Consider the following 24,759-nt stretch of genomic DNA (forward strand, 5'->3'; position numbering starts at 1 on the left):
TCGCAATACTTTGTTCACAAATTTTTAACATGTACAGGTGCAGGCGATGAAACCAATCATTCACTTTGACAGAAGTTGGTATGAATCATTTTTTAAACACATTGAAGAAGATGGACCCTGGGCGAAATCGGAACTATTTTCGCTGGCCTACCTTGCAGAACAGGCAAGAACCGTCCCCACATTTCACGGATTAATCGCACCAAGCAGACTGCCGCTTTTGAAGCCTCACCCTCATCAGGTTGAAACCGCCCGAATCGTTATTGAGGAGATGCATGGAAAAGCGATTCTCGCTGATGAAGTCGGTTTGGGAAAGACCATTGAAGCAGGGCTTATTATCAAGGAATATATGATCCGCGGACTGGTGAAAAAAGTGCTGATTCTTGTTCCTGCATCCTTAGTGCTTCAATGGGTTTCAGAACTGAATTCCAAGTTTTATATTCCTGCTGTACCCCAGCGGAAGACTTACGTTTGGAGTCAGTGCGACGTCGTCGTTTCTTCAATTGATACCGCAAAACGCGAACCGCATCGCGATATCGTACTTGACCAAGATTATGATTTAATCATTATAGACGAAGCACATAAGTTAAAAAATCACAAAACAAAAAACTATCAATTCGTTCAATCGCTCAAGAAAAAATTCTGTCTTTTACTCACAGCGACCCCGATACAGAATCGGCTCAGCGAGATCTTCTATCTTGTTTCGCTTCTCAAGCCTGGCTATTTAGGTGATGCTGAGAGTTTCGCCAAGAACTATAAATCCGGAAGCCATGCCGTGAGAAATGAAGAAAAACTTAAAGCACTGGTAAATCAGGTGATGGTACGTAACCGCCGCGAAGATACCGGCCTTCGCTGGCCGAAGCGAATTGTTAAAGCGTATGATATTCCTTTTTCAATGGCGGAAAAAGACTTCTACGACAGCCTTTTCGAATTAAAGGAAAGAGGGATGATTCAGCCCTTCTCACTGCTCACTCTGCAACGCGAGGCGTGCAGCAGCAGAGAAGCCGCCTTTACAACCTTAAACAAAATCTACAAAGAAACGGCACATCCAATGAATGAGCGGCTTTGGCATCATATTTTTGAAAAAATGAATGCGATTAAGCAAAATGCCAAAGCGAAGAAAACATTGGAGCTCATCCAACAAATTAATGACAAAGTTATTATCTTTACCGAATATCGAGCTACACAGCTTTTCCTGCAATGGTTTCTGAAAAAAAACGGAATTTCATCGGTGCCGTTTAATGGCGGGTTTAAGCGTAGCAAAAAAGATTGGATGAGGATGCTTTTTCAAAACAAAGTACAAGTATTGGTTGCAACGGAAGCAGGCGGTGAAGGAATCAACCTTCAATTTGCCTGCCACTTGATTAACTATGATTTGCCTTGGAATCCGATGCGGATTGAACAGCGAATTGGCCGTATTCATCGATTGGGGCAGGAAAAAGATGTTCATATATATAATCTAGCCACGCGCGGGACCGTGGAAAGCCACATATTGAACCTGCTTTACAATAAAATACATCTGTTCGAACAGGTCATCGGCGATTTGGATCGAATTCTTACACATATTGATCTTAAAGATGTCGACAAACAAGTGGCTCATATTTTTGAAGAATCCGAATCTGAGGGAGAAATTAAAGTGAAGCTGGACAATTTAAGCAGTGTCATCAACTTTGAACAAAATCATTTATCTGAAGGTGATTCTCATGCAGCAGACGGAAATTCATGACTTTCTTGTGCGTTTTTTTTCAAGCGCTGAATGTGAACTGCTCCCTGTTGCAGACGATCACGATCAATTAAAGGTCAAACTGACAAAAGCGATGGACAAACGATTGATGAACCGCCCTTTTTATTGGCACTATATTGAGCAGATCGGTGCAGAGCCGGAGACCGCTGTACTCAATTTTCGGTTCAGCGATCGTATTCAAGAAGGAGAGTTTATTCACTCCGGTTCGCCGCGATTACATCAGATACTCGATGCATCCGAAAAAATGGGGCGTTATATTCGCATGTATCAAGTCATTGCAAATAAATTGTCTCCCGCGCTGGAGCCATGGCTCTGCATAAATATGAAAGTGAGCTATCAATGTGACTTAAAGAAGGACCGTATCTGTTCTATGGGGCTGCAATTAATAAATGGAACAATGATTGAAGGCTTTCAGTCGGTACTTAACACCTTACATCTAAGTCAAAAGCTTCCGGACTATTGTTATACGCTTCGTCCGCTGATCACCATAAAAAGCGGGCTCACACGTATCGAACATTTTATCGAGTCCGAGCTGCAAAAAGAAAACTTCGATTGGGCCGATCACGCTGCCACGCGATGGGGCAAGGATTTGCAGCTGCTTGACGCTTTTTATGAACATCAGGAAGAAAAACCAGAGCGTTATGTTCAGGAGAAGCAAGCACTAAAAGAACAATATCAACCGCAAATAGAAGTCACATTGATCAATGCCGGGCTTTTTTTTCTTCAATCAGCCGCCTTCCTGCCAGACTTAATTAAAGACCGTTAATCATCTGAAACACCGGCAGCAGTATAGAAAGAAACAGAAGGAGAATTAATCCGCCAATGACGACTAAAAGTGTCGGCTGACACAGGGACAGCAGCCATTTAGAACGCTGCTCCATCCGATCCATCAACCGTATGCTGTAGCGATGCAGTGCGTCGCCAAGTGTTTCCTGAAAGGCTGCCTGTTCGATCATCATCGGTAATTCAGGCAAATAGTAAGAAACATCGGCAAGGATACTGCTTAATGTATGCCCTTGAGTCAATGCCTCTTTCAAGCGATTGGCCTCTCTTTTCAAAAAAATTGAAGTTCTATTTTCAGACAGTATATGAATGGCTTCTTTCATGCTTAACCCTGACCGTAGAAGACTGCTGAGCTGAAAAGAAAGCTGATGGGTGTAATACAACTGAATGAATGGTGACAGAACGGGAAGACGAGCAGCAAACTGTAACCGCACCAAGAGGTCAATCCGGCGGCTCAAAACGTAGCTGATGACGAGTAGAAGAAGGAATAACGCACCGAACACAAGAAGTTCCGTTAAATGATTGGCCAAGGATAACATCGTTTTTGTGATTGCCGGAAGCTCCAAGGACATGGACCGATAGAGCTGAATAAAGTTCGGGAGAAGAAATTTTCCAATGACATACAATACTAATCCAAACATCCACACGAGAAAAAGCGGATAACGCATGACTCGTCGCAGCGACTGCACATACTTTTCTTTGCGCTGCATCGCCTTTCCATTCTCCAATAGTGCCTTAGATAACTGACCGCTTCGCTCCGCAAAATAGATGGCGCTTGCTACCTCCTCCGGAAATCGGTGCGCGCGAAGCAACTCATGCAACCTTTTTCCGGATCGCAATTGATGCTGCAAATGCGTCCGAAACGCGCGTTCATAGCGATGCCCAATCGGTGCGCGCAGTGACGCATTGAGTGAGTATCCATAATTCAACGATTCGCCAAGATTGATTAGCAATTGTGCCTGCTGCTTCCTAGTCAAATTTTTCTGAAAGAACATCCTCGGCACCCCTCCTCGCCGCATCTCTCGCAATCCAGCCGGACTCGATTCCTTCTTCTAAATAATCTTCAATTGTCTTGTAAGATAGCGAAGCCGTGCGCGACTGCCTTCCGGATAAATAATCATGCAGCGGCATTCCTGCTAAAATTTCGAATAACCCGGTTCGTTTTGGGTGATGTCGATGGGGACATTCAGGATTGCATACTTGCCCGCAGTTCGGGCATTGAATGGTGACAAGCCGTTCTGCAATTACTGCAACCAATGTTTCTTTCAAGTCAAACCGAGCAATCCCCAATTCGGCCATTCGCTGCAGCGTTGTCACGGCATTTGATGCATGGACGGTCGACAGAACAAGATGACCGCTTAATGCTGCACGAATCGCAATTCTTGCTGTCTCTTCATCACGAATTTCACCAATCATCAGAATATCCGGACTGTGCTATCCATTTGAGAATATTTGTTCCCATTTGTATCCCCTTCGATTTCCCCTATCTAATAATTTTAATGCATTAATCATTTACGTGTATTTTTTATGATTTTTAAAAAGTGTGGTCAAAATGTGGTCATGGCGTTTGCATATTCCGCTAACTGCATCATATCTATATGGCATGGAGGTGATGTGATGGCGAAGCGAGGATTAAATACCACGTTTGATGAAGGAATTTACTCTGCTTTTAAAAGCAAGTGCGAATCGAATGGCTTGGGAATGAATGAAGTTCTGCAATTATTTATGGTTGAGTACATTAACGGAAATTATGAAGTGGAAAAGAAAATGTCATTGAAGAAAATGTAAAAGGCAACCCGATCCCCTGGCAGAGATTCCGGATTGCCTAGCCGTCAGCGCAAGGGCCAACGTAAGTATTATAACCGATCAGAGACCATCTGACCAATAAACCTATCGGCCCGCTGACCCAAAAACCCTGACTTTAGCTTTTGTTTCGCGCGCGTACGCACGAACAGGGTAGAGAGAGGAGCGGTTTTTTATTTTGAAAAAACACGATATCAAGTTTGCTGTAACCATTGACGACAAACGAAAATTGATGCTGATGGCTTACGATGCTAATCTATCGCTTACGCAATTTTGCTCAAAGCTTGTCCGAGAAGAACTCGTTCGATATCGCATGTACTCGAAAATAGCTTACCCAACCAACGGTGTGCTTATACATGTCAAACTGGAAGATGATTATTTTAAGATGGTGCAAACATTGGCTGTGCAGTGGCTCCTGCCCTATCGTCAAGTCGTGCATCGGCTTGTTGCCAATTATTTAAAAGAGCCAAATCCAATTGACGCAATGGTAATTTCTTATACGGATTTATAAAAACTGTGGTCCAACGTACCACAAAATCGGAGGAATCAGCATGAATAGCTTGTCTTATATAGATTTAGGGTATGGATGGACAAAAGGAATCAGCAGTGGAAAACAATTTTTTGAACCTTCCGTGGTCGGAGACGCACGGCAGCTAATGGAAGAACAGCAGCGCGACGGAGACATGATCTACCACGACGATGAGCAGTCACTATTCGTTGGCGGCCTCGCACTGCGGCAAAGTAAGATTCGATATAACAGCACCGGAGAAAATAAAGCGGAGACATGGACAACAGCTGTCATTCTCAAAACGGCACTTGCTAGCTTGTCCCCAACCGGGCCAGTGAACTTAATTACTGGCCTACCTGTGGACTATTATTTGAAACAAAAAGCATCGATGGCACAGCTGATTGATGGAATTAACACAGCCGGATCCTACCAAGTGGAATTTTTCGGCCGCCGTCAACCGGTCCGCGCTAATCCCCTGATTGCCAATTACAAAATAGTTCCGCAGCCGTTTGGCAGCGCTATGGACTATCTCTTAGATGAGCGTGGCAATGTTGCTAAAATGGATGAAGCAAAGAAATCCATACTCGTGATTGATGTCGGCTATCACACGCTTGATCTGCTCGAACTGGACGGCATGGAGATCGGCAAAAATAGCCGGTCACCGCACGGATTAGGCGTAGATACCGCCTATAACCTCCTACATGGCTATCTCGTTGATATGATCGGCCACGCTCCGGAACGTTTTGAAATGGATCGCTACGTGCTGTCTGGAGAATATGCCGGTTATGACATTCGCCCGCTCGTTAAACAAGCGTTTCAGGCGCTCGCACAGCAAATATTATTGGAGATTGACAGCTTATCAAGCTACTATGATATGTATCTTTTAACCGGTGGCTGTGCGCCGACAATCAAGGAATTTATCAATCTTCCAAACTTGGTTTTGCTCAAAGGCTCGCAGTTTGGTAATGTCCGAGGGTATGGCAAAATTGGGGCGCGGTTATGGTCGAAGTGATTCGTGTCCGGTTAAGAAAACAGAAAGATGATGATTTGCGTACAGCGTTTGAGGAATTAACCGATGATCGAAGCGATTTGATCCGTGCGGCGCTAAGAGCATATTTATTTGAGCAGCCAGAACGACCGAAACTCGAAACCAAGCCTGTCCCAAAACTGGAAAAGAAAGAAAAGCCGGATGAGGCAGTGATCGGAGGTCTTGATGATCTTTTAGGTAATTTTTAATGAAACAGCAAAATCACCAGTTTATAATCGCTTACAGTGTGTCAAATCGATAATGATTGACCATTGTAAGCTTTATTTTCACTAAAATCTATATTTGCTAATTACCCAAATATCGGTTAAAATTTATTTGAATATTTAGTTATATTTTCTTTGTTTTCCCCCACTATTTCCACGTGTTTCTTCCTATCTAATAATCGAGGTGATCAAATGAATCCACAAAAAATTGCAGAAGCCATTTACGTTGTCAACTGTCACGCTAAAACTGCCACTCAGCCGCAGCAGCTATACACTTTAAAAAGAGTAGCGCTCAATAAGCTAATCCGTGAAGGTTCCGCGCAAGTAATTGGGTTACATCGTTATTCTTCAAAGCCGCGTTCTCGTCCGCCTCATTGTGTTTTAATTCGTTGTAACAACTATTATTTTCATAAAATCCCCTCAAGACACGAGCTACATCATCTCAAGCCAATTATAGGTACCCCAGATCATCGCAACCCTAAAGTGAGACTTTCATTATCCAAAGCAAAAATAATTATATCCAACTATATCGGCAAAGATCACGCCGAACGCACCCTTTGTATCGCAAAGATGCGCTCCACCAAGAATTTCCGGACTTGGTGACGTGAAAAACAATACGCCTGGATATGCTGTTCGGACACGGAAATAATGCGGATTCTTCGCTTAGTGAATTTACCTGTTCTATCTTGATAACCGTGACAACGATGATACATGATAACTTGAGACAAAACATTCTTTCTTTTTAAATTGTATAGTTCTTTTGTTTGTAGTAGTAATTATTAATTTAAGTGATAAAATAAACTTAAGAATTTTATTGTCAAGGAGGAACAAACAATGAATGATCAATTTGGCAAATTATTTGTCAAGTGCCGTGAATCAGGAAATGAAATTGCAGTCCTCCCTTACAATGAAACAGATAAGTATTACGAAATAATTAAAACAGCGCGTTCTAATGGATTTAAACAGGTAATTGTTAATTCTGAAATAATGATTAATTTGCTATACACCATATTGGGAAATCGTGGAATTATTTTAAAAATTAATATGTCTGACAATACAGATGATGAAATAAAGGATAATATTAAATCAATTATCCGAAGCATCAAAAAGGATAAATTAAACTTTGTTAAGTTAAAAGATGAATTGGAATGGGCAACTGAAAGTGGTTCTATTGATATAAATAGTATAGAGATATTTATTACAAATATTAAAGCTCAAATATATTCAAATGGAATTTTATTCAGTCAGAATAATGAAACGATATTTAATATAATAAAAGCTACTTTGGAAGAGTATTTTAATGAATAGTCGTAAAAAAATACTAAAACAAGAATTATTAAAAACATGTAGAAATTTTTCTATACTGCTTATTAGTCTAATCTTAATTCATTATGGCTGGTCCATTTCTTTTATATTGGGTTGGAATAGTACAGATAAAGAATCATGGAGTTTGGATATAGGCGCGTTCAACTTAATTCTAAGTGCTATTTTTTCATTAATATATTTTTTTTATAGATTATGTAAACTCCACATAGTCATAAATATTATTAACAAAAAGGAAAATTCTAACTCTATTACTCTTGTGAACCAAAAAAATGATCAAATATGCGTTAAGATACAAATTATTGGTCGACGAAAAAAATTGGCCCCAATAATAATTTATTTCCCAGATTGGTTAGATGTTCAAGTAAAAAGACAATCTTATATCGAATTTTACCAAGATGAAAATAAATGTATGATTGATTTAGAGCAATTGATTACTAAACAGAAAAACATCAACCAAACAAGATTAATAACTTTAGACATCATTAATAATACTGATGATGAGAACGCTGAACTAATTGAAGCGCAATGTAGAATGAACTGGTTTCAAAAACTTTTTCAGATTGAATTCGACAATTGCGGGATTAATATTAAAAACAAATAAAAAGAGGGTAAAAAATCATGGCCTTGTCAAGATGGACAGATAATCAGGGTAATACCATGGATGAAATTATTAATAATATGTTAGACTTCAGAAATTGGTACGAATATGAAAATGATCCAATAACTGGTGAACAACTAAATGTTAACATTGATAAAAAATTTAGTGAGAATCGCACTATGGAACTGAACGGTCACACAATGACTTTTAATTATATTGAATATGATTTCGAAAAAGTTCGTCCGGGTGAAGAAAGAAATGAAATGCGTTCTTCAAGAATTTTTTCTTTATCAGGCTTCATTCTTGTATATTCAGATGGAGAAAAAACTCAATACATTACAAATCGTTCCAACAACACAAGTACTTTGACGATTCTTCGAAAACTAAATAATTATAAAAAAAAGTTGGAAATAACAGCTAATCCGCTTTCAATAACAGATGACATGTTTACATGGATGATTTATAAAGTATTGAACAGTCGTGAAGAATCATTTGATGATGAATCACATTTGACACTGGATAGAATCATCGGCTTTAAAGGTGCTACTACCGATAAACTTGCAGAAATAAAGGGAACGGGTAATCGGGTCATGAACCTTCTTAGCACCTTGGCATTTTTATTTGAAAATGAATCAGTATCATACATTTCTACTAGAATAAACTATGATCATGAGACAATTGAACTCGCGATGAGTTTGAGTGGAAGTATAGATATAGATCTCGATAGTTATGTTGGCAACTATCTGTTCGATTCTGATTATGAAAGATTTTCAAAAGTTATTTTAGAGACATTTCTTGAAGTCATTCCGAAAATAATTGCTACATATTACACAGAAAAAGAGAATAATGATTGGTCAGTAGAGTTAAAAAACAACTTTTTTGTTGAAATCGGAACAACAATACAAGAAACAATCAACGAAAAGCTGCAACTCAATAATTCATGAATATTGCTTGGAATTTTCAATATTCCTATATGTACGTATCCCGGCATAGCCGGGTCTTTTATTATGTACACCCGGTCGTCCGGGTGGTAAATCATTATGTTATTTCTGCTCCTGCGCTTCTGTCTGTGCTTTCTCTGCTTCCTGCGCTGCCTGCTGCTCAGTCGTCTGTTCCTGTGCGACAGTAGTCTGCGTGTCCGCCGCCTTAACCTCAGCTTTCTCTGCTTCCTCGACCTTTTCTTTAACCTCTTTAACTGCCGCCGGGAGCAAGGCGTGCAGGTCGGTAACTGCAGCTTCAATGTATTTCTTAATGGTTGCCGCATCCAGCTTAATGTGCAGCTTAGCTGCAAAGGCAACCAGTGCATCAGCCGCAAATTGGTACTTCTCTGCTCCGAGACCAGATCCGTTATAGATGCTCTCTGCTGCTTTGACAAACGTAACCGCATGCGACTTGATCAGCACGTCTGCCGCAAAATTGATACCATATTTAACGGCCACGCCAATGACTGCTGTGATAATAGCCAAAATGGCTGTGTCAAGATAATTAGAGATGTCCAAAATAATCGCTCCTTTTCTGCAGATAATCATCTGATTTTCGTACGATATGTCTGCAGATTAATATTTGATTTTTTGTCCAGGATAGATGAGATCGGATTTGAGTTTGCTTAGTGATTTCAGGTGAGCGACAGTTGTTTTCTTCGCCTTCGCGATTTCCCAAAGCGTATCTCCGTGCCGAACCGTATATGATCGGCTTGAAGCCTTTTTGGCTGCCAGTTTCTTAGTCACGGCCGTAGAAAGAGCGGATGCTGTTTTCGGTCCGTAGATGCCATCCGCATTAAGTCCGTGAACCAGCTGGAACCTCTGAACCGCATTCTTGGTCCGTGGACCGTAAACGCCATCGACACCGTGGTTTTTTGCCGATTTCTGCGGATAGAAATGAACGGATGCCAGTTTCTGTTGCATCGTCTTTACAGCTGATCCACGTGCCCCGAGCTTGAGAACACTTATCTTTGTGGACGACTTTGTGGCAGGTTTTTTAACTGCATCTTGAGCCTTCTTGCTGACCTTTTTCCCAGCTTTGATATTTGCCAGCAGTGCAATATTTTGTGCAGCGGTACCGTGATAGTCGCTTGTCTTGGTCACAATGCCATAAGTAACCGCAAGTTTTGCACGATTAGTAAAGCTTTTGTCGATTTTTTTTGACGAAAGATAGTTTACGAGACTGACCGGACCAATCTTGCCGACTTTGCTAGACACTGCGCCTGTGTACTTCCCGGCATAATCAATATTAACGTCGATTGGACCATAACCGGCAAACGGACGTTGCGAGCTGCTCCACTGGTGAGAGCCTCGGTTATTGCCCGGATCAAGTACTGTCTTGCCATCGGATGCGTATCGTGCGAGCCACGGTTGCGAGTTGTTTAGCTTGCCCGCGTCCAAACGGCCCTCGTAATAAGACTTTCCAGTGTAGAGATCTGTCCGATCGTATCCAAGCCTGTGCAGTTCAGCGATAAAGGCATTAGCTAAGCTGGTCAACACTGATTTGCTTTTGGACAGATTTGTTGCTTCGAGGTCCAACACAACATATCCATCCTTATTCTTATCAAACCCATCCGCCTGAAGGTTTTTATCAAACCACCGTGCTTCCGCCTGCGCTTCGCTGATACTTGTCATCCGCCCAAAATGGTAAGCTGATACACGCAGTCCAGCCGCGCGAGCATTAGCGATATTAACTGCAGCTGCTTTGTCTCGGACATTTGTCCCCTCAGAGACTTTAATTACAACGCCATCGATTTTGCCTGCTTTTGCTGTTTGATACATCGATAAAGGCAACCCTGATTCCGACTGATGGTGGGACACATCGATAAAATCAATTCTTCCTGTCTCCGCTTGGATTGGCTGGCAAAAAGAAAACGCCAGTGCTAATGTCAGCACCAGCGTGATCACATATCTGATTTTCTTCACTGTTTCTTCTCTCCCTTCTTATTTTCTCCCCGAAGCTGCGTAAACGCCTCGGAAATCTTCTGGGGCAAAGGAACGCCCATATGCCCCAGGTTCTCCGTAAAACTTATGCCCTCTGTACCGATCAAGAACATCAACATTGCATTGCGCATAAACGTTCCGGATCCGGACGCCATGTCGAGCATGTGCGCGACAACCACGGCCATAATCATTCCGGATTTTTTCATGATTCCACGCCAAGCCACATATGAAGAAACGGTACGCATGTAGTACGCTGCCATGACCCCGCTGATGTAGTCGGTCCCCATCATGACGCCAAAAGCAATGATGAGATTATCTAATCCGCCCAACAAAAAAGCAGCTGCCGAATAGGCGCCGCCAAGTAATGCTGTCCATAATGTATCTGTATTGTGTTGCATCAAAAGACTCCCTTCATGGGGCATCACCTCCCCCTTTTATACAAAATAAAAAGACCGTTATCGGTCTGAAAATGGATCATCTCCTTTTGTGGAATATGTTGCCAATCAAAAAAGACAAAATAAAAAGGCCCCGGAGGGTCCTGAAATGTAAAACTAATAATTACTTGTTGTCGCTCTTAACAGTGCTGTTAGAATTAAATCCCCACCCCTCAGCCTTTGCCTTACTCATTAACGTTTCAGCAACAAAGATATTGGGGATTCTCGCTTGACCCATTGCTGGTTGAAGCGACCCATCAGGCCTTCGCCAAATAAACCTGTATCCATTTTCGCTTGTCCCATCACTATAATGATAAGTACACCATTGAAAACACAAGACCCACGATTTTCCTTTCAAAGCATCATCATAAATAACTTCTTCGAGAACTTCCACATCTGCTTTAAGTGACATGTTTTCACCCTCCTAACCATCTATTTCTATAATATACACGGCTTGGAGTTTATTTACACGTAGATTAAACATGTTGCGCAGTAGCGTCCTACTTAGTAATAGAACTCCAAGTTTATTATCGGAGCATTTGGCCACTCATCATCGGGATATATCGTCAACTTGTCGCCATTATTAATACCTTCAATAGTGGTATCATAGACATATTTGTCACCATTTTTTATTTCCATTGTACATGCTCTTGGGTCGCTTCTAATAAATCCGAACTGATAGACGTATCCATCTTTTCTAACTTCAACTGGTAATTGCAACATTTTAATAATAATCGTATTGCCCAAAGCACTCATATCCCTTCTTGTTTTATACCTATAATATAAGACAAGTTAAGAAATTGCGCTGTTTTATCAGCATCTTCCCATGCTTCTAATAACTCAGTAAATATTTTAATAACTTCATCCTTATTCATTGCATTCATTCCGCGTTATCTATTTTTATGTTGTTTAACAAAAGCATAAAACCGCTTTTTACTAACTTTTGTAAAGTTATTCATTCTCTTCACCCTCATCAAATAGAAACCTAAAATTATGCGGTTTGACCCTCTTCCAAAACGTCTATTGCGTTTTCAAAACCCGGCTGTGTTTTAATAAACTCATACCCTTGTTTAAAATTATTTTTAGCATCATCGTTAATATCTGGAACATATTGAAACGATAATTTGTCGATAACATTTTGTTTCTGATCATTATCATAAACATTGACATAAATTGTTATCATCTGCTTATAACCTTGAAGACTTTCTATTTCAAAATAGGCATCATTAAATGTTAATTGTTTACCATAGACCTCTTTTGAATACAGCTTCTTGAGAGCCATTGCTAACCCCTCCTATTTAAATTTTTAATATTATTCGAGTTTATACGCCACACCAATACCATGCTGCTGGAACAGATTGCGTGAAAAATATGCTAAAGCCAGGTGGCAATAAAACTGATCGCAAACTGCCTAAATTTCTAGAATTTCCAGATTCGTCCGCAATGCGCAATTCGCCGGTAAATTCTGTTCCAACTCCAGTAGTAACTAGATAAACAATCACACTATATGGGTAATTATTTTTAACTTGTACATTCAAATCAGGAATTGTTGGTGTAGATAAACTAAATCCTCCTCTTGCCTGCCCTATTTTAGTTCCAGTATATCTACCTACATATACTTGGCTATGGGCATTATAAAGCAAGTCAACATCGTTTGATGAGTTTGCGTTTACCCGGTCAATAATCATTTCTGCTTTATCATCATCGAAATGAATAAACGCGTTTGTGGATCCTCTGCCATATATTGATTCATACGCTATGTTTCTTATTAACAATGTCGCCCTAAGCTTACTAGTGCTTGTAGCTCCTACGCGTATTAATTGGATGTTTTCTGTTGTATTGTCTGGAGTTCCGAAGCCAAAAAAGTGTATATTGCCAATAGTAAATTTGTCTCCAGGCATACCTACGAGCAGACCATTTGATACTGCGCTACCACCATTCAACTGTACATCGTCAACCACAAGATGGTTAGATGCGAGTATAGCATTGTAGCGTCCTCCAGTAGCACCAAATGCGCCAACCTCAATGTGGTTAACCCAGCATATATTTCCGAGCGCGCCATTGTTAAAGTTCAGACCGTTTCCGTCTTGACACTGCACTCCGCTAATGTTCTTGTCATTTATGACACCAACGTTATCCAATCCCCCACACATAAGGCCTTGGAGGTTTACGGCATCAGCATTGTGGGTCTGCACCGCGTCCTGTCTAAAATCCAGGTTACGAATAATAACGGTTTGATTGTCCCCATATCCAGTTTTATATGGAGCTATAAAGACACCGTTCGGGTCTGTCCCTGCAATGATTGTCCCACCATTGCCACCAAAAGCTAGGTCTTGATAACATCGACCTATACCATCTATGATTAAATGTGCACCATCTGGGACACTATATCTTGTACCAAAGTTTAACTTTCCCGTGCATATTAGTACCTTTCCGGTCGGACCCATAAATATTCCGCCAACACACTTGTACTGAAACCTCGGCAGTGAATTAATTGCTTGAGCGAATACCACTTCATCATTGACACCCGTACATACGAAGTTGGCAGTTTTTTTTTCACGGTCGCTTGACGTAGCTGTAGCGATAATGACGGTTGCACCACTACCTAAATTCGCCTTTTCCGCCAACTGCGCAGCATTGTTTTGGTTAATTTTCGCCTGAGCTGCTTCCGTTTTCCCAATTTCCCCAAGCACCATATCTCTTGCAACTGGATATGTTTGGCCGTCTCTGCCGGTGCGCATGTCGACTACTTCGGACGGCTGCTCTACACCGTTGATGAGGTTATCAACTCGTGTCTTCTGCTCTTGCATGTCTGATCCAATATCGCCAAAGATCTTGTTTAATAGATTTCGAAAAGCTCTCGTTGTCAAAACACCGATGTTTTCATATGGCCACTTCATTATGACCCGCTCCCTTCCTCATATGCCTCTGTGCTCAACGTTCCATCATCGCCAACAATCAAAATAAACTTGCTTCCGTTTTGGGAAACAAGTATCCTGTCTTGCTTATCATCAATCTGTTCTACTTTTTCTTTGTCATAATCCGTATAATCGTTGGTAGATAGCCCTTTGCCTTCGACTTTATCTACCTTATCGTCAAGTGCGATCTGCTGAATGTAACTAATGGGTTTATCCATGTCTGCTGTATTATTGACTTGGTCAAGTCCTACATCTGATTTATTAAGCAGCACATCACCGGTTTTACCAGATACACTGTTGACTGGTACATCTGGTATGTCTCCGGGAGTAGCCGCTCCGATATCAGCAGCAGTCAACTGGACGATTCCTGTTTTGCTATTAACACTCTTAACCGCTTGTCCATCTGTTATTGCTGCATTCAGCCCAACAACAGCCTGAGCATGTGTCTGAGGGTATATGGAATTACCTTGTTCGTCATTAATTTGTCTAATCTCAGTCATTGATCTCACCCACCTTTTCACCAATTCGGATTGAGGTGTTATTTAATGTATTGGCAATGAGCAGCGTTTGAGCAACCGTTTTGTCCAGTGTCGCAAACGAAGCTGCATTCGCAGATAATCCAGCCAACACATCCTCGGCTTTCCTTTGTAGCACACCGAACGTGTACGATGGTGATTTACCTGTATTGTAATCGTCAACTTCGGAGACCCTTAATTCTAAATCTATCCCGAAAGGATCAAGCGTTACCCAGCAATAATCGCCCTTGCGTACGTCCTGCACGCCTAAGCTTTCAAGCTGCAGTGCCGTTAAAGTAATTGTAATTGGTATGGAATCCGTCAGCTGTGCTTTGATATAGGCTAGCAAGTTATCATATTGCGTGAACCGCTCGTCTCTTACTGGCGCCGCATGCCTAATTCCATAAGTCTGAGCCAATGGGCTTGTGTATTCAGCTGTGGTCACATAGCTTCCATCCTCATTCTGTTTACCATAGCCACGAATGTACGTACACAGGCTTGTTGTATCGATCTGCATCTGTGGATCTTGTGCATTCATGAGATAGCGGAATTGATTATCGGTATGCCTGGACAATTCTTTCGCAATCGTAAACATCTTGCCGTTTATCTCATACTCGCAGCCGAATTTTTCAATCGCACTTTGAAATAAAGCAGATGAATTGTCATCGCCGAAATTCTCGACTTCAACCGAATTATCCAGCCCATCCATATTGATCTGCACACTATATACCGTTCCGGCTAAAGCAAAATCGCACAATTGTTGCAATGAATACGTTCCGGTTAGCTGATCGTAGATGTGCATGCTGATCAAATCTTCATAAAAGCGATGCTCAGCAGTAAAGGTTTTAATCGTTCGGCGACCTTTGGTATTCTGTGTGAGGTTCTTAATCACGTACTCATCATCGCCATACAGAACATAATTCTCATTCATGAGCAGCACGAAGCCATATTGACTTCTTTCCGTCTGCCGTGCCGTCACATCAAGCGTTTTTTGACCGTTTGTGATGTTCTTCCGCGTGATTTCGGCATCAAGGATCATTTCTTCTTGTCCAGTTATGAGTGATCGTACAAAAGCATCCATCGAATCACCTCACAAATAAAGCCAGCGAAACCCGAAGCTGATTATAAATGCTCCGCTCGTTCCGCTGACTTTTATATCATTCCATCCTGGTGCGAGACGGATGAATTTCCGATTACTCTTAGATAAGGCTGATGTTCCATTCAGTAGGACACGAGGACCGTTTAAATCAATTTCATCCCCTGCTCCTGTTGCTTGATTGAACGTAAATGAATCGCCTGTTGTCTGATTTGTTATCGCCAATCCGTTTGATGCGCCAATAAACTTAATCAGTAACTCGTGAAATCGTGGATCGACAGTCTCATCTCCGCCGTTGTAAATACGAAAGCTGTTTTGCGACCAAACATATTGCAGATCATCTTCTAGCGTGATGCCTGCGCCGACCGACTGCCATTTTTCGGAGTCGAAATCGACTGGATCACTGTCAGTGCGTCCTACACTTTCCCAAAACGGCAAATCACTAATGAAGTCGATGCCGAATGTGCCCATCTTAATCAATCTTGTAATCGAGAACTTACTGTCATACTTGACCTTGAGCCGTTTACCCAGTTCGTTATCACGTATTAGATAAAAGGCTTCTCTCGAGTCTAGTGCTCGAAATAACTCATCACGCATGAGTGGATAATCAGGAAAATCTTCACCTTCCATTTGGCAATCAGCATGCAGTGTTCGCCCGTCAAGCGTCGTTCCCATATCAATAAAACCGGAGCGCCCTTCTATCGTTTCGCGATGATGAACCGGAGACGGTGAATCATCAACAATTCCCTTCACGAGAATTCCGTTTGCCCGCATATCATAGACCATTCCATCCATACGTACCAGTTTGAAATTATCGGTTGAAGGTAAATTAATCATCAAGATCGCTTCCCTTCGCGATAAAGTTGAGCAGCTGCTTTCTGAGCGATATTTTTAGAGAATTGATCTTCATCGGTCTCATACTCAAAGTAGTTATCTCCGGTGACATAAACATTAACCTCTTGATTACCGGCTGCTTGAGCAACTTGTTTTTGACTACCAAGATTGATACCATACGTGCTCAACACTTGAGCCATTAAATCGAGCGTTCGGTTCTTGTTTTCAACCGGCAAGATAACTTCTGCTTTATTCCCTTCTGAAATCTCAGCCAGAGTGTGCATAAAGTTCCAGCCGCCGTTTGCGTAACCGTGACCTTTCCCAAGTGCTGACAGCGAAGATCCATAACGATGCTTCGCATAGTTCAAAGCTGCAAGCAGGTTGTCAAAACCATTAAAAATGTTGCCATGCCCTGGAAACTTGTAAGCATTAAAAGTTGCTGAAATGGTCTGCATCAAACCTTTGGCCAGATCTCCTTTAATCGTATTGATATCGGTATATCCATGTTGCACGGCCTTTGGATTGCCGCCTGACTCAGTCTGCATTTGGCGAAGAACTTTGTTGACCATTGAGCCGCTTGTGCTTAATCCGTTCATTGCTAGCGCCCGAATGACTGATGTGCGCCAACGTTCAACTCCGGAACCCGGTGGATCTGCTGATGAACCAAAATCTTTCAGCTTATCCGTTATTCCTTTGAACATATTTTTCGGCAGCTGAACGGACAGCCCGTGAATTGCTGGCCAGTCAGATAACCTCTTCTGAAAATCTCCCAAACCAACCTTATCAGAAATCCAGCTAACTAGTTTCTTAGGAGCCGAGAAAACCATGTCAGATGCCCAGGACACTCCGCTTTTAATTTTGTCCCAGAGTCCCGAGAAGAAATCTCCAACACCCGACGCATAGCCTTTAATGCCAAGAGCACTCAGCAGGTCAACTGATTTTTTGTGGGGCAGAATTGATGTTCCTTTTGGCAGAAAACGCATTTCAGGACCTTTTTGCCCAACCGCGTAAACACCATGACCTGGCGTATGCGCAAGTTCAAATCCTTGCTCACCTGTGAGAGCAATCTCGTCCTTCTGCGTACCCTTTGTACCTTTAGCATAGCCAGCCGGTTTCCACGTAGGGATCTTCAAGCTCTTTAACCCGATTTTCGAGAACATCTTGTTAAAAAATCCGGAAACGCCATTCATAACATGAGCAAAGCTTCCGGTGAATTTATTCCATTTACTAAGAACCTTACCGGTTTCCCAGTCTACTTGATCACGATGCCCATGGGCTTGTTTCTTGGCTTGGTCAACGACCTTCTCATGCATATCTTTTGCATGTCCAATCGTTTTATCCTTCTGTTTCTTGGCAGAACTAATCGTTTTGTCACGCTGATCAGCCGCCGCCTTAACTACGGCATCATGCTGTTTTTTTGAGATGTTATGCAGCGCATAATACTGTTGATCCGCCCATTTTTTGGCTGAGTTGTATTGGCTATTCGCGTGTTTTTTTACCTTTTCATACTGGTCTTTAGCGTTATCAACTGTTTTGTCCCGCTGCTTCTTAGAATTTCTAACAACAGCTGCCGCCTGATCTGCAGTCAAACTGCTTGCATGATCTTTCAGTTTACCGAGAATGATCTCTTGTTGTTTTGCACTTTTGGACATCGACTCAGCGGCATAGGTATTCATCTTTGACTGTAGCTTATTGATCTTATCCTGCTCATCAGCTGTAATTGATCGGTGATTCTTAGCTGCGTCTTTATAGATGTCCTCAATCTGATTTTCGATCTTTTGGACAGCTGTCTCTTTCTGCTTCGTCCCTGCTTCGGCATCTTTTTTAATCTGATCGTATTCTTTCTTATTTGCCTTTCGCAGAGCAGATAAAGCATTTTCGGACTGTTTATCCATTCGCTCGAAATGACCAATGATCTGATCAGCCATATCCTTATACGGCTTAACTAGACCGGCAACATCCTGCTTACCGACTATCTTTCCAGTGATTACCAATTCTTCAAGTTTCTTTTGTGCCTGATCCGACAGTTTGACATAGCCATTAAGAGCAGTCTGCGTAGCCTTATCCACGCTCTTTCCCCAGTCAATGGTTGTTTTAATCATTGGTTGAAAGAAATCTTTAACTTTGTTTACCGCACCAACAAAACCATTTTTTAAAGACGATGTTGTCCGGTCAACCCAATCATGGAATGGCTTGATGTTCTTATAAGCAAGATAAAAAGCGGTCGCCAGAGTGGTGATCGCAAGAATTGTCCAACCGATCGGCCCGCCGAGTATTTCTAGAATAGTAGCCGTCCCACCGAGTCCACCTGCTAACCCTTCTGCTGCCGCTCCACCAGTAAGTGCCACTCTCGCAAACGATAGAATGCCTTTACCGACATTAATGATTTCGGGCAAAAGGTTCATCACAATTCCGGATACAACGCCCCACTTGCCGCCAAACAGCATCAATCCAGCACTCGCCAAACCGAGAACACCGTGTAGAGCCTTAACTTTTCCACTTGTTTTTCCGACACTTCCCCCTGCTGTATCCATTGCGGCTCCTGCTGCAGCTGCGCTAGCGCCCAATGTTTTGGCTGCTGCTGAACTAGCTGAAGCACCCGAACGAAACTTAGACATCAAAACAATGAATGACTGCATCCCTCGAAAAGCACTACCGATACCAAGAGCAACCAAACCAAATACGGATACTAATGCCATTAAAGCAACGGCAGTTGCTCCGCTTACGGCAATCACGTGCTGGATCGGTTCTGGCAAACAGTTAAACCAATCTACCGCTTTCTGTATCGCTTCAGTGATGAATTTAAGCGCCGGAAGAAGTGCTTCGCCTAATGTGATCGCTGCCGTGTTTGCGGAACCTCGCAACTGTTCAACTGTACCGTTAAAGTTATCAAGTTTCTGTTTCGCGACATCCGCAGCCTTGATCTTGTCCATGCTCGTTGCCATCTGGTCAATGCCTTCCGCTCCGGCACGATACAAAATATTGCCAGCACGTATCGCATCACTGCCAAACATGGTTTCGAGTGCTTGTGAGCGCTGTGCGTCTGTCAGGTTCTTAATGGATTCATGTAGGATATCCGCAATATCTGCCAAGCCTTTAAAATGACCATGTGCATCAATAAACTGATTGCTTCCATCTTTGGTGACGATACCCAATTCCCGAAACTGTGCAACCTGGGCCTTGGTTTGTGGTTGCAGGTTTTGAAGCATGGTTTTTAGAGATGTGCCAGCATCGGAACCTTTAAGTCCATACTGGCTAAATTCAGCGAGTGCAGTAACCGTATCTTTAAACGACCATCCAACGCCGGACGCAACAGCAGAAACCTGTGACAATCCGATTTTTAATTCACCGACATCGGATGCGCTGGCATTCGCCGCCCCAGCAAGAATATTCGCCGCCTGCGCGACTGATAAATTATCCTTCCGAAATGCATTAAGCGCGGTCGCGGCAATCTCTGCGGCATCCTTCAGATTAAGTTCCCCGGCTGTGGCTAGGTTAAGGGCGCCCGATAAAGCACCATGCATGATGTCCGAAACGGAGAGACCTGCTTTGACAAGTTCTCCTTCGGCTTCTGCTGCTTCAAGTGCAGAGTATTTCGTTTTCGCTCCTTGAACAATGGCTAAACGTTCAAGCGAATCACTGTATTTATGCACATCAGCTGGATCCATAACAGACTTGACGTTTGACATCTCTTGCTCAAAGTCTGCAGCGCTTTTCGTAACTTTACCAACTCCTGCCGCTGCTGCCAATGTTGCAATGCCAAAGGTCATTGATACATCCATACCGGCATGTTCGATGTGCTCATATTTCATCTTCACATCATCGAGCTTGTTGTTTAGACGTCCCCACATTGTAGACTGTGCGTCAATCTTTGTATTGACATGACTTAGAGCATCCTCGGTGCTTTTCATGCTCCCCTGCGCTCTGGCGATAGCACTGGCTAGATTCTGCGTCTCTTCTGCATTTTTCCCGACAGAAGAAACTGAGTCATTATATTTCCGCTGCAATACTTGCACCGTCTCGCTCTGTATGCCCAGCACGTTATTGAGATGTTCCGCCTTTGCACGATATTGATCAGTCTTGCTACCTGCACCAAGTACGCCGGAAGAAAGGTCTTTATATCGCTTGTTTTCTTCATCCAGTTTCTTGTTTTGGGTATCAATGACATCCGAATACTTCATCGTCTGCAAGGTGGCAAGACGTTCTTCATCGGTCATTTTTGATAGACCGGTTTTCAACCCGAGTTGCTTCAGCTGTGCATCCACTGAATTTAACAGTGGTTCAAACTCTCGCAGGTTCTTCTTACTGTCATCAGTCAGCGCTCCGAGCTTCTGCTTTGCCTTCATTACAGATTCCTGCAGCTGCTTCATTGATTGCTCGCTGACTGCACCAGTTTCTTTTAACTCTTTCTGTGCTTTTTCAGCAGCATCATTGAGATCCTTAAATCCGCTCTGATTGCCGGTCTTTTTTAGTTCTGTCTGCAACTTTGTAAGAGTCGCGTTAAAAGATTGGAAAGCAGTATTTGCCTTTCTAGTTGCATCTTGGCTTTCCTGCCCAATCCCCTGCAACGCCTGCCGAATCGTACGGATACCAGCCGTCATATTCCCAAATGTCGCTGTAAAATCAGCGCGGAGCTCTTCAACTGTTGCCATGTGGTTTTCCCCCTCCCTTCTGTTTAGATTTCAATCGTTCGAGCATTTCGAAATTCCATTTCTGTTCGACCTTTGGGCGATCATCGACTTCACGCGGCATTAACGATTGCCGAAATTCTTCTCGTTTGTCAGGATCCGCATAAGGCGATGCCATACATTGCGAAATGAACGCAAAATAACGCTCGTATTCGTGCTCACGGGCGCTTACTTTGTCTTTTTTCATTTCCAGTTCAAGGTACTTAAAAAGCTCCACCATCGGCGTGATCAGGACTTCTGATCGACCGCCAAGCAATGGAGCCAAGCGATATATAATTGCTTCTTTTAAGCTTGTGTCGCTTCTGGTTCGCTTTCTGTTTCCTTCGGCGCTGGAGCCAGCTTGTTGACGAGTGACTTCAATTTGATCTTGCTCTTGGTCAGCGCCAAGGACTTTTTTGCTCGATTCATCAGCTTCTCAATGTCGTTCTCGGTAATGACCGCATCGTAAACGTCCATGATCGTCGTCATGGTCTGCTTGTTTAATGCTTCTGAATTAATTCCACTGACTACACTAAGCAAATTGATCGCCTTTTCAGGCATACGGACGGCAAGAACATCAAACGAGTTAATGATGCCAATGACAAAATCTTGATCGAGGTTCTTACCTGGTATGTCATCACCAGCACCAACATAATTCAGCAGATCAATAAGCCCTTCATTGCCTTTTAATTCTTTCAGGATGTCATTGACGACTTTCATCATGCCAATGTATTGGTCAAGTCTAATTTCCTCTATTTCATGGTTTTCTGTTTTAATATTTCCTGTTTCATCTTTAATTTTTAGTTGAATAATTGTGGCCATGAGTTTTCCTCCATGATATTAAATAATAAAAAGAAAAAGACTCCGAAGAGTCCCCAAAATCAAGGTGCAGCATTCGGATCCGTAGGTCCAATGTAGAAGTAGTTACCATCTTTCGTTGGATCAAAACCATCACGCGGCATCATGGCGAGTGTAATCTGCCGGTTTGTTTGACCTTGGTTCCACTGCTTTGTAAATTGTCCATCTGAAGCCGCCTTGTAAATAACAATGTCCAAAGACTTGTCAGTCGCATCCAAATTTCGCGGATGAATGACAATCTTCTTACCTTTTGCTCGTAAAGATGTACCGATCTTGGAATCAGTCAATCCTACCACTGTGCTTGTCGTAGTATCTGTAATTGGTTCACTTGCCGCTAAAGCAAGATCAAGAATTTTCATGTCTTCCTGTGCAGCGGTGATTTGAACTTGTCCCTGATAGCCTGTTAGCCTGCGATCCAGTGGCGATGATCCGAAATCAATCGCTGTAATATCTGACCATTGTGGTGTCAGCTGAACTTGTCCACCCTCGGCTTGCATATATTCCTGCCCATCAAAAACGATGGCATCTTCTCCTTCACCAACAGTGACTGTTGCTGGTCCAAAAGGAATTTTGGTAGTGTCTGCCATTTATTAAGCCTCCCTTAAAGTTGCCCTGAAATTAATGGACCACTGCATCAGACCGGCATCATCAACACCGACCCGCAGTGGTTCGCTCAGGGCTTGTAATAGATAAAGATAATAGTTGTTTGTGATTGTCTGTCCTTTGATCGTTTTGCTGATTGTAATCTGTCGATCTTGCATCTTGTGCAGGTGGTCGAACACTTGACGTGCCGCATACTCTGCAAATGCCCAATCAGACGACCGGATGAACACCATGTATTCCGGTTGATGGAAATTTGGGTCATAGAGATCCGGAGCACCACCGCTCTCTGAATACACGGTGCCTGTGTTGTCAGCCGCTGAATAATTATCAATCGTCCAGGTCAATCCAGTGATTAAAGGCTTGATTTCGTGCATTAAAAAACTCTGGATCATGATCCATCACCCTCCAGAGTGCGATGCAAAACACGCTCGTTCGTTTCGTGATATTCATTGTCTGTTGCGTTGATCGCGTTCTGTAAATATTTGCGCCCTGGAACTTGTCCGCGCCAGTTCTGCTTGCTTCGCGTGATCTGTCCGCGACCGTCCACATAAAAGTCTGGGAACTTCGCACCGTTGTCGTACTTCGGAAATATGCCTTTTCGGTACGGTTCCTCATGCCGTCGGAGCGCATACTTAGAATTAGAGCCAATTGCCATTTCCACGGAGTCGCCTTTAATTGATGCTTTCTCAGTTGTGATGCTTGATTCAAGATCACCGTTATCATGCGGTGCCAATGCTTTTGCACCTTCCTCGACAAGCAATCCATATTTCCCATACTCTTTTAACAGATTCTTTTTCAGATCCACTTCCATGCGGTCGAATTTAGCGATTAGCTGATCAAGTCCATCCCACTTGATATTAAAGCCATCACTCAACATAAACTGTCCTGAAATAAACTTTTTTTCCGGCAGGATTAAGTGCTTCGTCAAGCGCAATCACTTTCCCCTTTTGCAGTGCAGCACCGATTGGATGGAATTCGGTGCCGTCACCTTCTGCAATCACAACATCAGGCGGAAGGTCAATGCTCAACAGACATTTGTGCAGTTGTCCGTCACGACTTTGGATAAACTTTGTCGATCGTCTGATTCGAGCCTGTTTGATCGGCACATCCACTGTAAGCGGATTCCCGTAATCATCAGTCATTGGCTCGCCATTCTCGTCCAGTTGTGGCCGTTTCAGTGTCAGTACATCATCTGCAAGTTTTGGCATGGGTGGTCTCATATGAGCCGCCCCAATTCCGGCATGCGGCAGTGGATGATCTGTTTTACCTCCGGACTGATCGGATTATATTCCGATGTCTGCCCTTCTCGACCTTCAAACGTCACATCAAAATCTTTGGCACGCATGGCAGTCACCCCTTGCCGTCGGTATTTGCGGAAGTCTTCATCCTCACCCTCGAGCATGTAGAGCGTCTGTACTGCAACGATGCGATCGGTTAGCAAAGATTCACGGTAATGATCCTTGAGCACTTCTGTCGCTTCAAAGATGGCCGCTTCCTTGCCTGGCTGATCCAATGCATCATAGAGATCGGTATAACGTAGCTTTTTTAAATACTGATCCACGGAATTAAAATCCATGGTGATCACCTGCCTTTATCAGGCTTTTGGTTTTTCGGCGTCTACTGGCTGCTCAGGTGTTTGTTCTTCTTCATCCGGTGCTTCGGTACCGGTTAGTTTTGCAACTAACTGATCTTTGCTTAAGCCAGAATAGGCAACGCTGCCGTCCTTTGCAATCACCTGCAGGTCAGCAAGTTTAAACTTGGACAGATCCGCGACCGTAGCCGCTTTGACCTTATCCCCGAGCTTGCCCGCCTGTACTTTTTCCAGTGTAATCGTTTCATCCGGTTTAACAATCTTGCCATGATCGACAAGATAGCCTTTCGCAAAATAAAGTGGCAATTT

Annotated in this window: 31 protein-coding genes; 10 read left to right on the top strand and 21 right to left on the bottom strand. The window is 42.8% G+C overall.

All coding sequences use genetic code 11. From position 1 onward, the window contains the following. Positions 1-46: 46 nt before the first annotated feature. A complete protein-coding gene (locus K7399_RS06310; RefSeq protein WP_028976425.1) occupies positions 47-1,723 on the top strand; it encodes a DEAD/DEAH box helicase in 1,677 nt (558 codons plus the stop codon). Further along, positions 1,701-2,507 carry a YqhG family protein gene (locus K7399_RS06315; RefSeq protein ID WP_028976426.1) on the top strand — a complete coding sequence of 269 codons (807 nt, stop codon included), beginning with the start codon at positions 1,701-1,703 and terminating at the stop codon, positions 2,505-2,507. The genes K7399_RS06310 and K7399_RS06315 overlap by 23 nt, the downstream gene beginning before the upstream one ends. On the opposite strand, the gene comGB is transcribed toward K7399_RS06315, so the two are convergent. Together comGB and K7399_RS06325 are read right to left on the bottom strand one after the other, a co-directional pair. Further along, entirely contained in the window at positions 2,494-3,519 is a 1,026-nt protein-coding gene (gene comGB, locus K7399_RS06320; RefSeq protein WP_028976427.1) for a competence type IV pilus assembly protein ComGB, read from the bottom strand. The genes K7399_RS06315 and comGB overlap by 14 nt on opposite strands. Next, entirely contained in the window at positions 3,494-3,946 is a 453-nt protein-coding gene (locus tag K7399_RS06325; RefSeq protein WP_328286230.1) for an ATPase, T2SS/T4P/T4SS family, read from the bottom strand. Before K7399_RS06325 ends, comGB begins: the two co-directional genes overlap by 26 nt. 195 nt (positions 3,947-4,141) lie before the next feature. On the opposite strand from K7399_RS06325, the gene K7399_RS06330 reads away from it, so the two are divergent. The 8 genes from K7399_RS06330 to K7399_RS06365 all read left to right on the top strand — a co-directional run bounded on the left by K7399_RS06330 (position 4,142) and on the right by K7399_RS06365 (position 8,954). Next, positions 4,142-4,312 (top strand): hypothetical protein, encoded by a 171-nt coding sequence (locus K7399_RS06330; protein ID WP_160168698.1) that lies wholly within the window; start codon positions 4,142-4,144, stop codon positions 4,310-4,312. Positions 4,313-4,505: 193 nt separating this feature from the next. Further along, positions 4,506-4,838 (top strand): hypothetical protein, encoded by a 333-nt coding sequence (locus K7399_RS06335; protein ID WP_223362502.1) that lies wholly within the window; start codon positions 4,506-4,508, stop codon positions 4,836-4,838. Between the two features lie 40 nt (positions 4,839-4,878). Next, positions 4,879-5,847, top strand: a complete 969-nt coding sequence (locus K7399_RS06340; RefSeq protein WP_028976429.1) for a ParM/StbA family protein — start codon at positions 4,879-4,881, stop codon at positions 5,845-5,847. After that, a complete protein-coding gene (locus K7399_RS06345; RefSeq protein WP_028976430.1) occupies positions 5,835-6,071 on the top strand; it encodes a hypothetical protein in 237 nt (78 codons plus the stop codon). Before K7399_RS06340 ends, K7399_RS06345 begins: the two co-directional genes overlap by 13 nt. 207 nt (positions 6,072-6,278) lie before the next feature. Beyond that, complete coding sequence (locus K7399_RS06350; RefSeq protein ID WP_081791729.1) at positions 6,279-6,689, top strand: YkyB family protein; 411 nt, start codon at positions 6,279-6,281, stop codon at positions 6,687-6,689. A gap of 231 nt (positions 6,690-6,920) precedes the next feature. Beyond that, entirely contained in the window at positions 6,921-7,394 is a 474-nt protein-coding gene (locus K7399_RS06355; RefSeq protein ID WP_223362503.1) for a hypothetical protein, read from the top strand. Beyond that, positions 7,387-8,013, top strand: a complete 627-nt coding sequence (locus K7399_RS06360) for a hypothetical protein (RefSeq protein WP_223362504.1) — start codon at positions 7,387-7,389, stop codon at positions 8,011-8,013. The genes K7399_RS06355 and K7399_RS06360 overlap by 8 nt, the downstream gene beginning before the upstream one ends. 17 nt (positions 8,014-8,030) lie before the next feature. Further along, the gene (locus K7399_RS06365) at positions 8,031-8,954 is read left to right on the top strand and encodes a hypothetical protein (RefSeq protein ID WP_223362505.1); all 924 of its coding nucleotides are present in this window, start codon (positions 8,031-8,033) and stop codon (positions 8,952-8,954) included. A 99-nt stretch (positions 8,955-9,053) separates the two neighbouring features. Here K7399_RS06365 and K7399_RS06370 read toward each other — a convergent pair whose 3' ends face one another. The 19 genes from K7399_RS06370 to K7399_RS06455 form a co-directional block, all read right to left on the bottom strand. Continuing rightward, on the bottom strand, positions 9,054-9,509 hold the full coding sequence (locus tag K7399_RS06370; RefSeq protein ID WP_223362506.1) for a phage holin, LLH family: 456 nt from the start codon (positions 9,507-9,509) through the stop codon (positions 9,054-9,056). Between the two features lie 57 nt (positions 9,510-9,566). Further along, positions 9,567-10,916, bottom strand: a complete 1,350-nt coding sequence (locus K7399_RS06375; RefSeq protein ID WP_223362507.1) for a GH25 family lysozyme — start codon at positions 10,914-10,916, stop codon at positions 9,567-9,569. Beyond that, positions 10,913-11,332, bottom strand: coding sequence for a phage holin family protein (locus tag K7399_RS06380; protein ID WP_223362508.1), 420 nt, complete (start codon positions 11,330-11,332; stop codon positions 10,913-10,915). The genes K7399_RS06375 and K7399_RS06380 overlap by 4 nt, the downstream gene beginning before the upstream one ends. A 160-nt stretch (positions 11,333-11,492) precedes the next feature. Further along, on the bottom strand, positions 11,493-11,780 hold the full coding sequence (locus K7399_RS06385; RefSeq protein WP_223362509.1) for a hypothetical protein: 288 nt from the start codon (positions 11,778-11,780) through the stop codon (positions 11,493-11,495). Positions 11,781-12,120: 340 nt separating this feature from the next. Continuing rightward, the gene (locus K7399_RS16135) at positions 12,121-12,243 is read right to left on the bottom strand and encodes a hypothetical protein (RefSeq protein WP_263282758.1); all 123 of its coding nucleotides are present in this window, start codon (positions 12,241-12,243) and stop codon (positions 12,121-12,123) included. Between the two features lie 116 nt (positions 12,244-12,359). Beyond that, complete coding sequence (locus K7399_RS06390) at positions 12,360-12,650, bottom strand: hypothetical protein (RefSeq protein ID WP_223362510.1); 291 nt, start codon at positions 12,648-12,650, stop codon at positions 12,360-12,362. A gap of 40 nt (positions 12,651-12,690) precedes the next feature. After that, positions 12,691-14,268 carry a hypothetical protein gene (locus K7399_RS06395; RefSeq protein WP_223362511.1) on the bottom strand — a complete coding sequence of 526 codons (1,578 nt, stop codon included), beginning with the start codon at positions 14,266-14,268 and terminating at the stop codon, positions 12,691-12,693. Further along, positions 14,268-14,786: a hypothetical protein gene (locus K7399_RS06400; protein ID WP_223362512.1), complete on the bottom strand. Its 519-nt coding sequence runs from the start codon at positions 14,784-14,786 to the stop codon at positions 14,268-14,270. Before K7399_RS06400 ends, K7399_RS06395 begins: the two co-directional genes overlap by 1 nt. After that, positions 14,779-15,882, bottom strand: coding sequence for a phage tail protein (locus K7399_RS06405; RefSeq protein WP_223362513.1), 1,104 nt, complete (start codon positions 15,880-15,882; stop codon positions 14,779-14,781). The genes K7399_RS06400 and K7399_RS06405 overlap by 8 nt, the downstream gene beginning before the upstream one ends. Positions 15,883-15,891: 9 nt before the next feature. After that, complete coding sequence (locus K7399_RS06410) at positions 15,892-16,734, bottom strand: phage tail family protein (RefSeq protein ID WP_223362514.1); 843 nt, start codon at positions 16,732-16,734, stop codon at positions 15,892-15,894. Continuing rightward, the gene (locus tag K7399_RS06415) at positions 16,734-21,383 is read right to left on the bottom strand and encodes a phage tail tape measure protein (protein ID WP_223362515.1); all 4,650 of its coding nucleotides are present in this window, start codon (positions 21,381-21,383) and stop codon (positions 16,734-16,736) included. The genes K7399_RS06410 and K7399_RS06415 overlap by 1 nt, the downstream gene beginning before the upstream one ends. Then, complete coding sequence (locus K7399_RS06420) at positions 21,370-21,684, bottom strand: hypothetical protein (RefSeq protein ID WP_223362516.1); 315 nt, start codon at positions 21,682-21,684, stop codon at positions 21,370-21,372. Before K7399_RS06420 ends, K7399_RS06415 begins: the two co-directional genes overlap by 14 nt. 20 nt (positions 21,685-21,704) lie before the next feature. Beyond that, complete coding sequence (locus tag K7399_RS06425; protein ID WP_223362517.1) at positions 21,705-22,220, bottom strand: hypothetical protein; 516 nt, start codon at positions 22,218-22,220, stop codon at positions 21,705-21,707. A 59-nt stretch (positions 22,221-22,279) separates the two neighbouring features. Beyond that, on the bottom strand, positions 22,280-22,843 hold the full coding sequence (locus K7399_RS06430; RefSeq protein ID WP_223362518.1) for a hypothetical protein: 564 nt from the start codon (positions 22,841-22,843) through the stop codon (positions 22,280-22,282). A 3-nt stretch (positions 22,844-22,846) separates the two neighbouring features. Next, positions 22,847-23,251, bottom strand: coding sequence for a minor capsid protein (locus K7399_RS06435; protein ID WP_223362519.1), 405 nt, complete (start codon positions 23,249-23,251; stop codon positions 22,847-22,849). Further along, a complete protein-coding gene (locus tag K7399_RS06440; RefSeq protein ID WP_223362520.1) occupies positions 23,248-23,793 on the bottom strand; it encodes an HK97 gp10 family phage protein in 546 nt (181 codons plus the stop codon). Before K7399_RS06440 ends, K7399_RS06435 begins: the two co-directional genes overlap by 4 nt. Further along, the gene (locus tag K7399_RS06445; protein WP_223362521.1) at positions 23,726-24,067 is read right to left on the bottom strand and encodes a hypothetical protein; all 342 of its coding nucleotides are present in this window, start codon (positions 24,065-24,067) and stop codon (positions 23,726-23,728) included. The genes K7399_RS06440 and K7399_RS06445 overlap by 68 nt, the downstream gene beginning before the upstream one ends. Before the next feature lie 8 nt (positions 24,068-24,075). Continuing rightward, a complete protein-coding gene (locus K7399_RS06450; protein ID WP_223362522.1) occupies positions 24,076-24,435 on the bottom strand; it encodes a hypothetical protein in 360 nt (119 codons plus the stop codon). 18 nt (positions 24,436-24,453) lie between these two features. Next, on the bottom strand, positions 24,454-24,756 hold the full coding sequence (locus K7399_RS06455) for a hypothetical protein (RefSeq protein ID WP_223362523.1): 303 nt from the start codon (positions 24,754-24,756) through the stop codon (positions 24,454-24,456). Between the last annotated feature and the right edge of the window lie 3 nt (positions 24,757-24,759).

The sequence above is a fragment of the Sporolactobacillus terrae genome, assembly GCF_019930545.1.
Taxonomy (GTDB): domain Bacteria; phylum Bacillota; class Bacilli; order Bacillales; family Sporolactobacillaceae; genus Sporolactobacillus; species Sporolactobacillus terrae.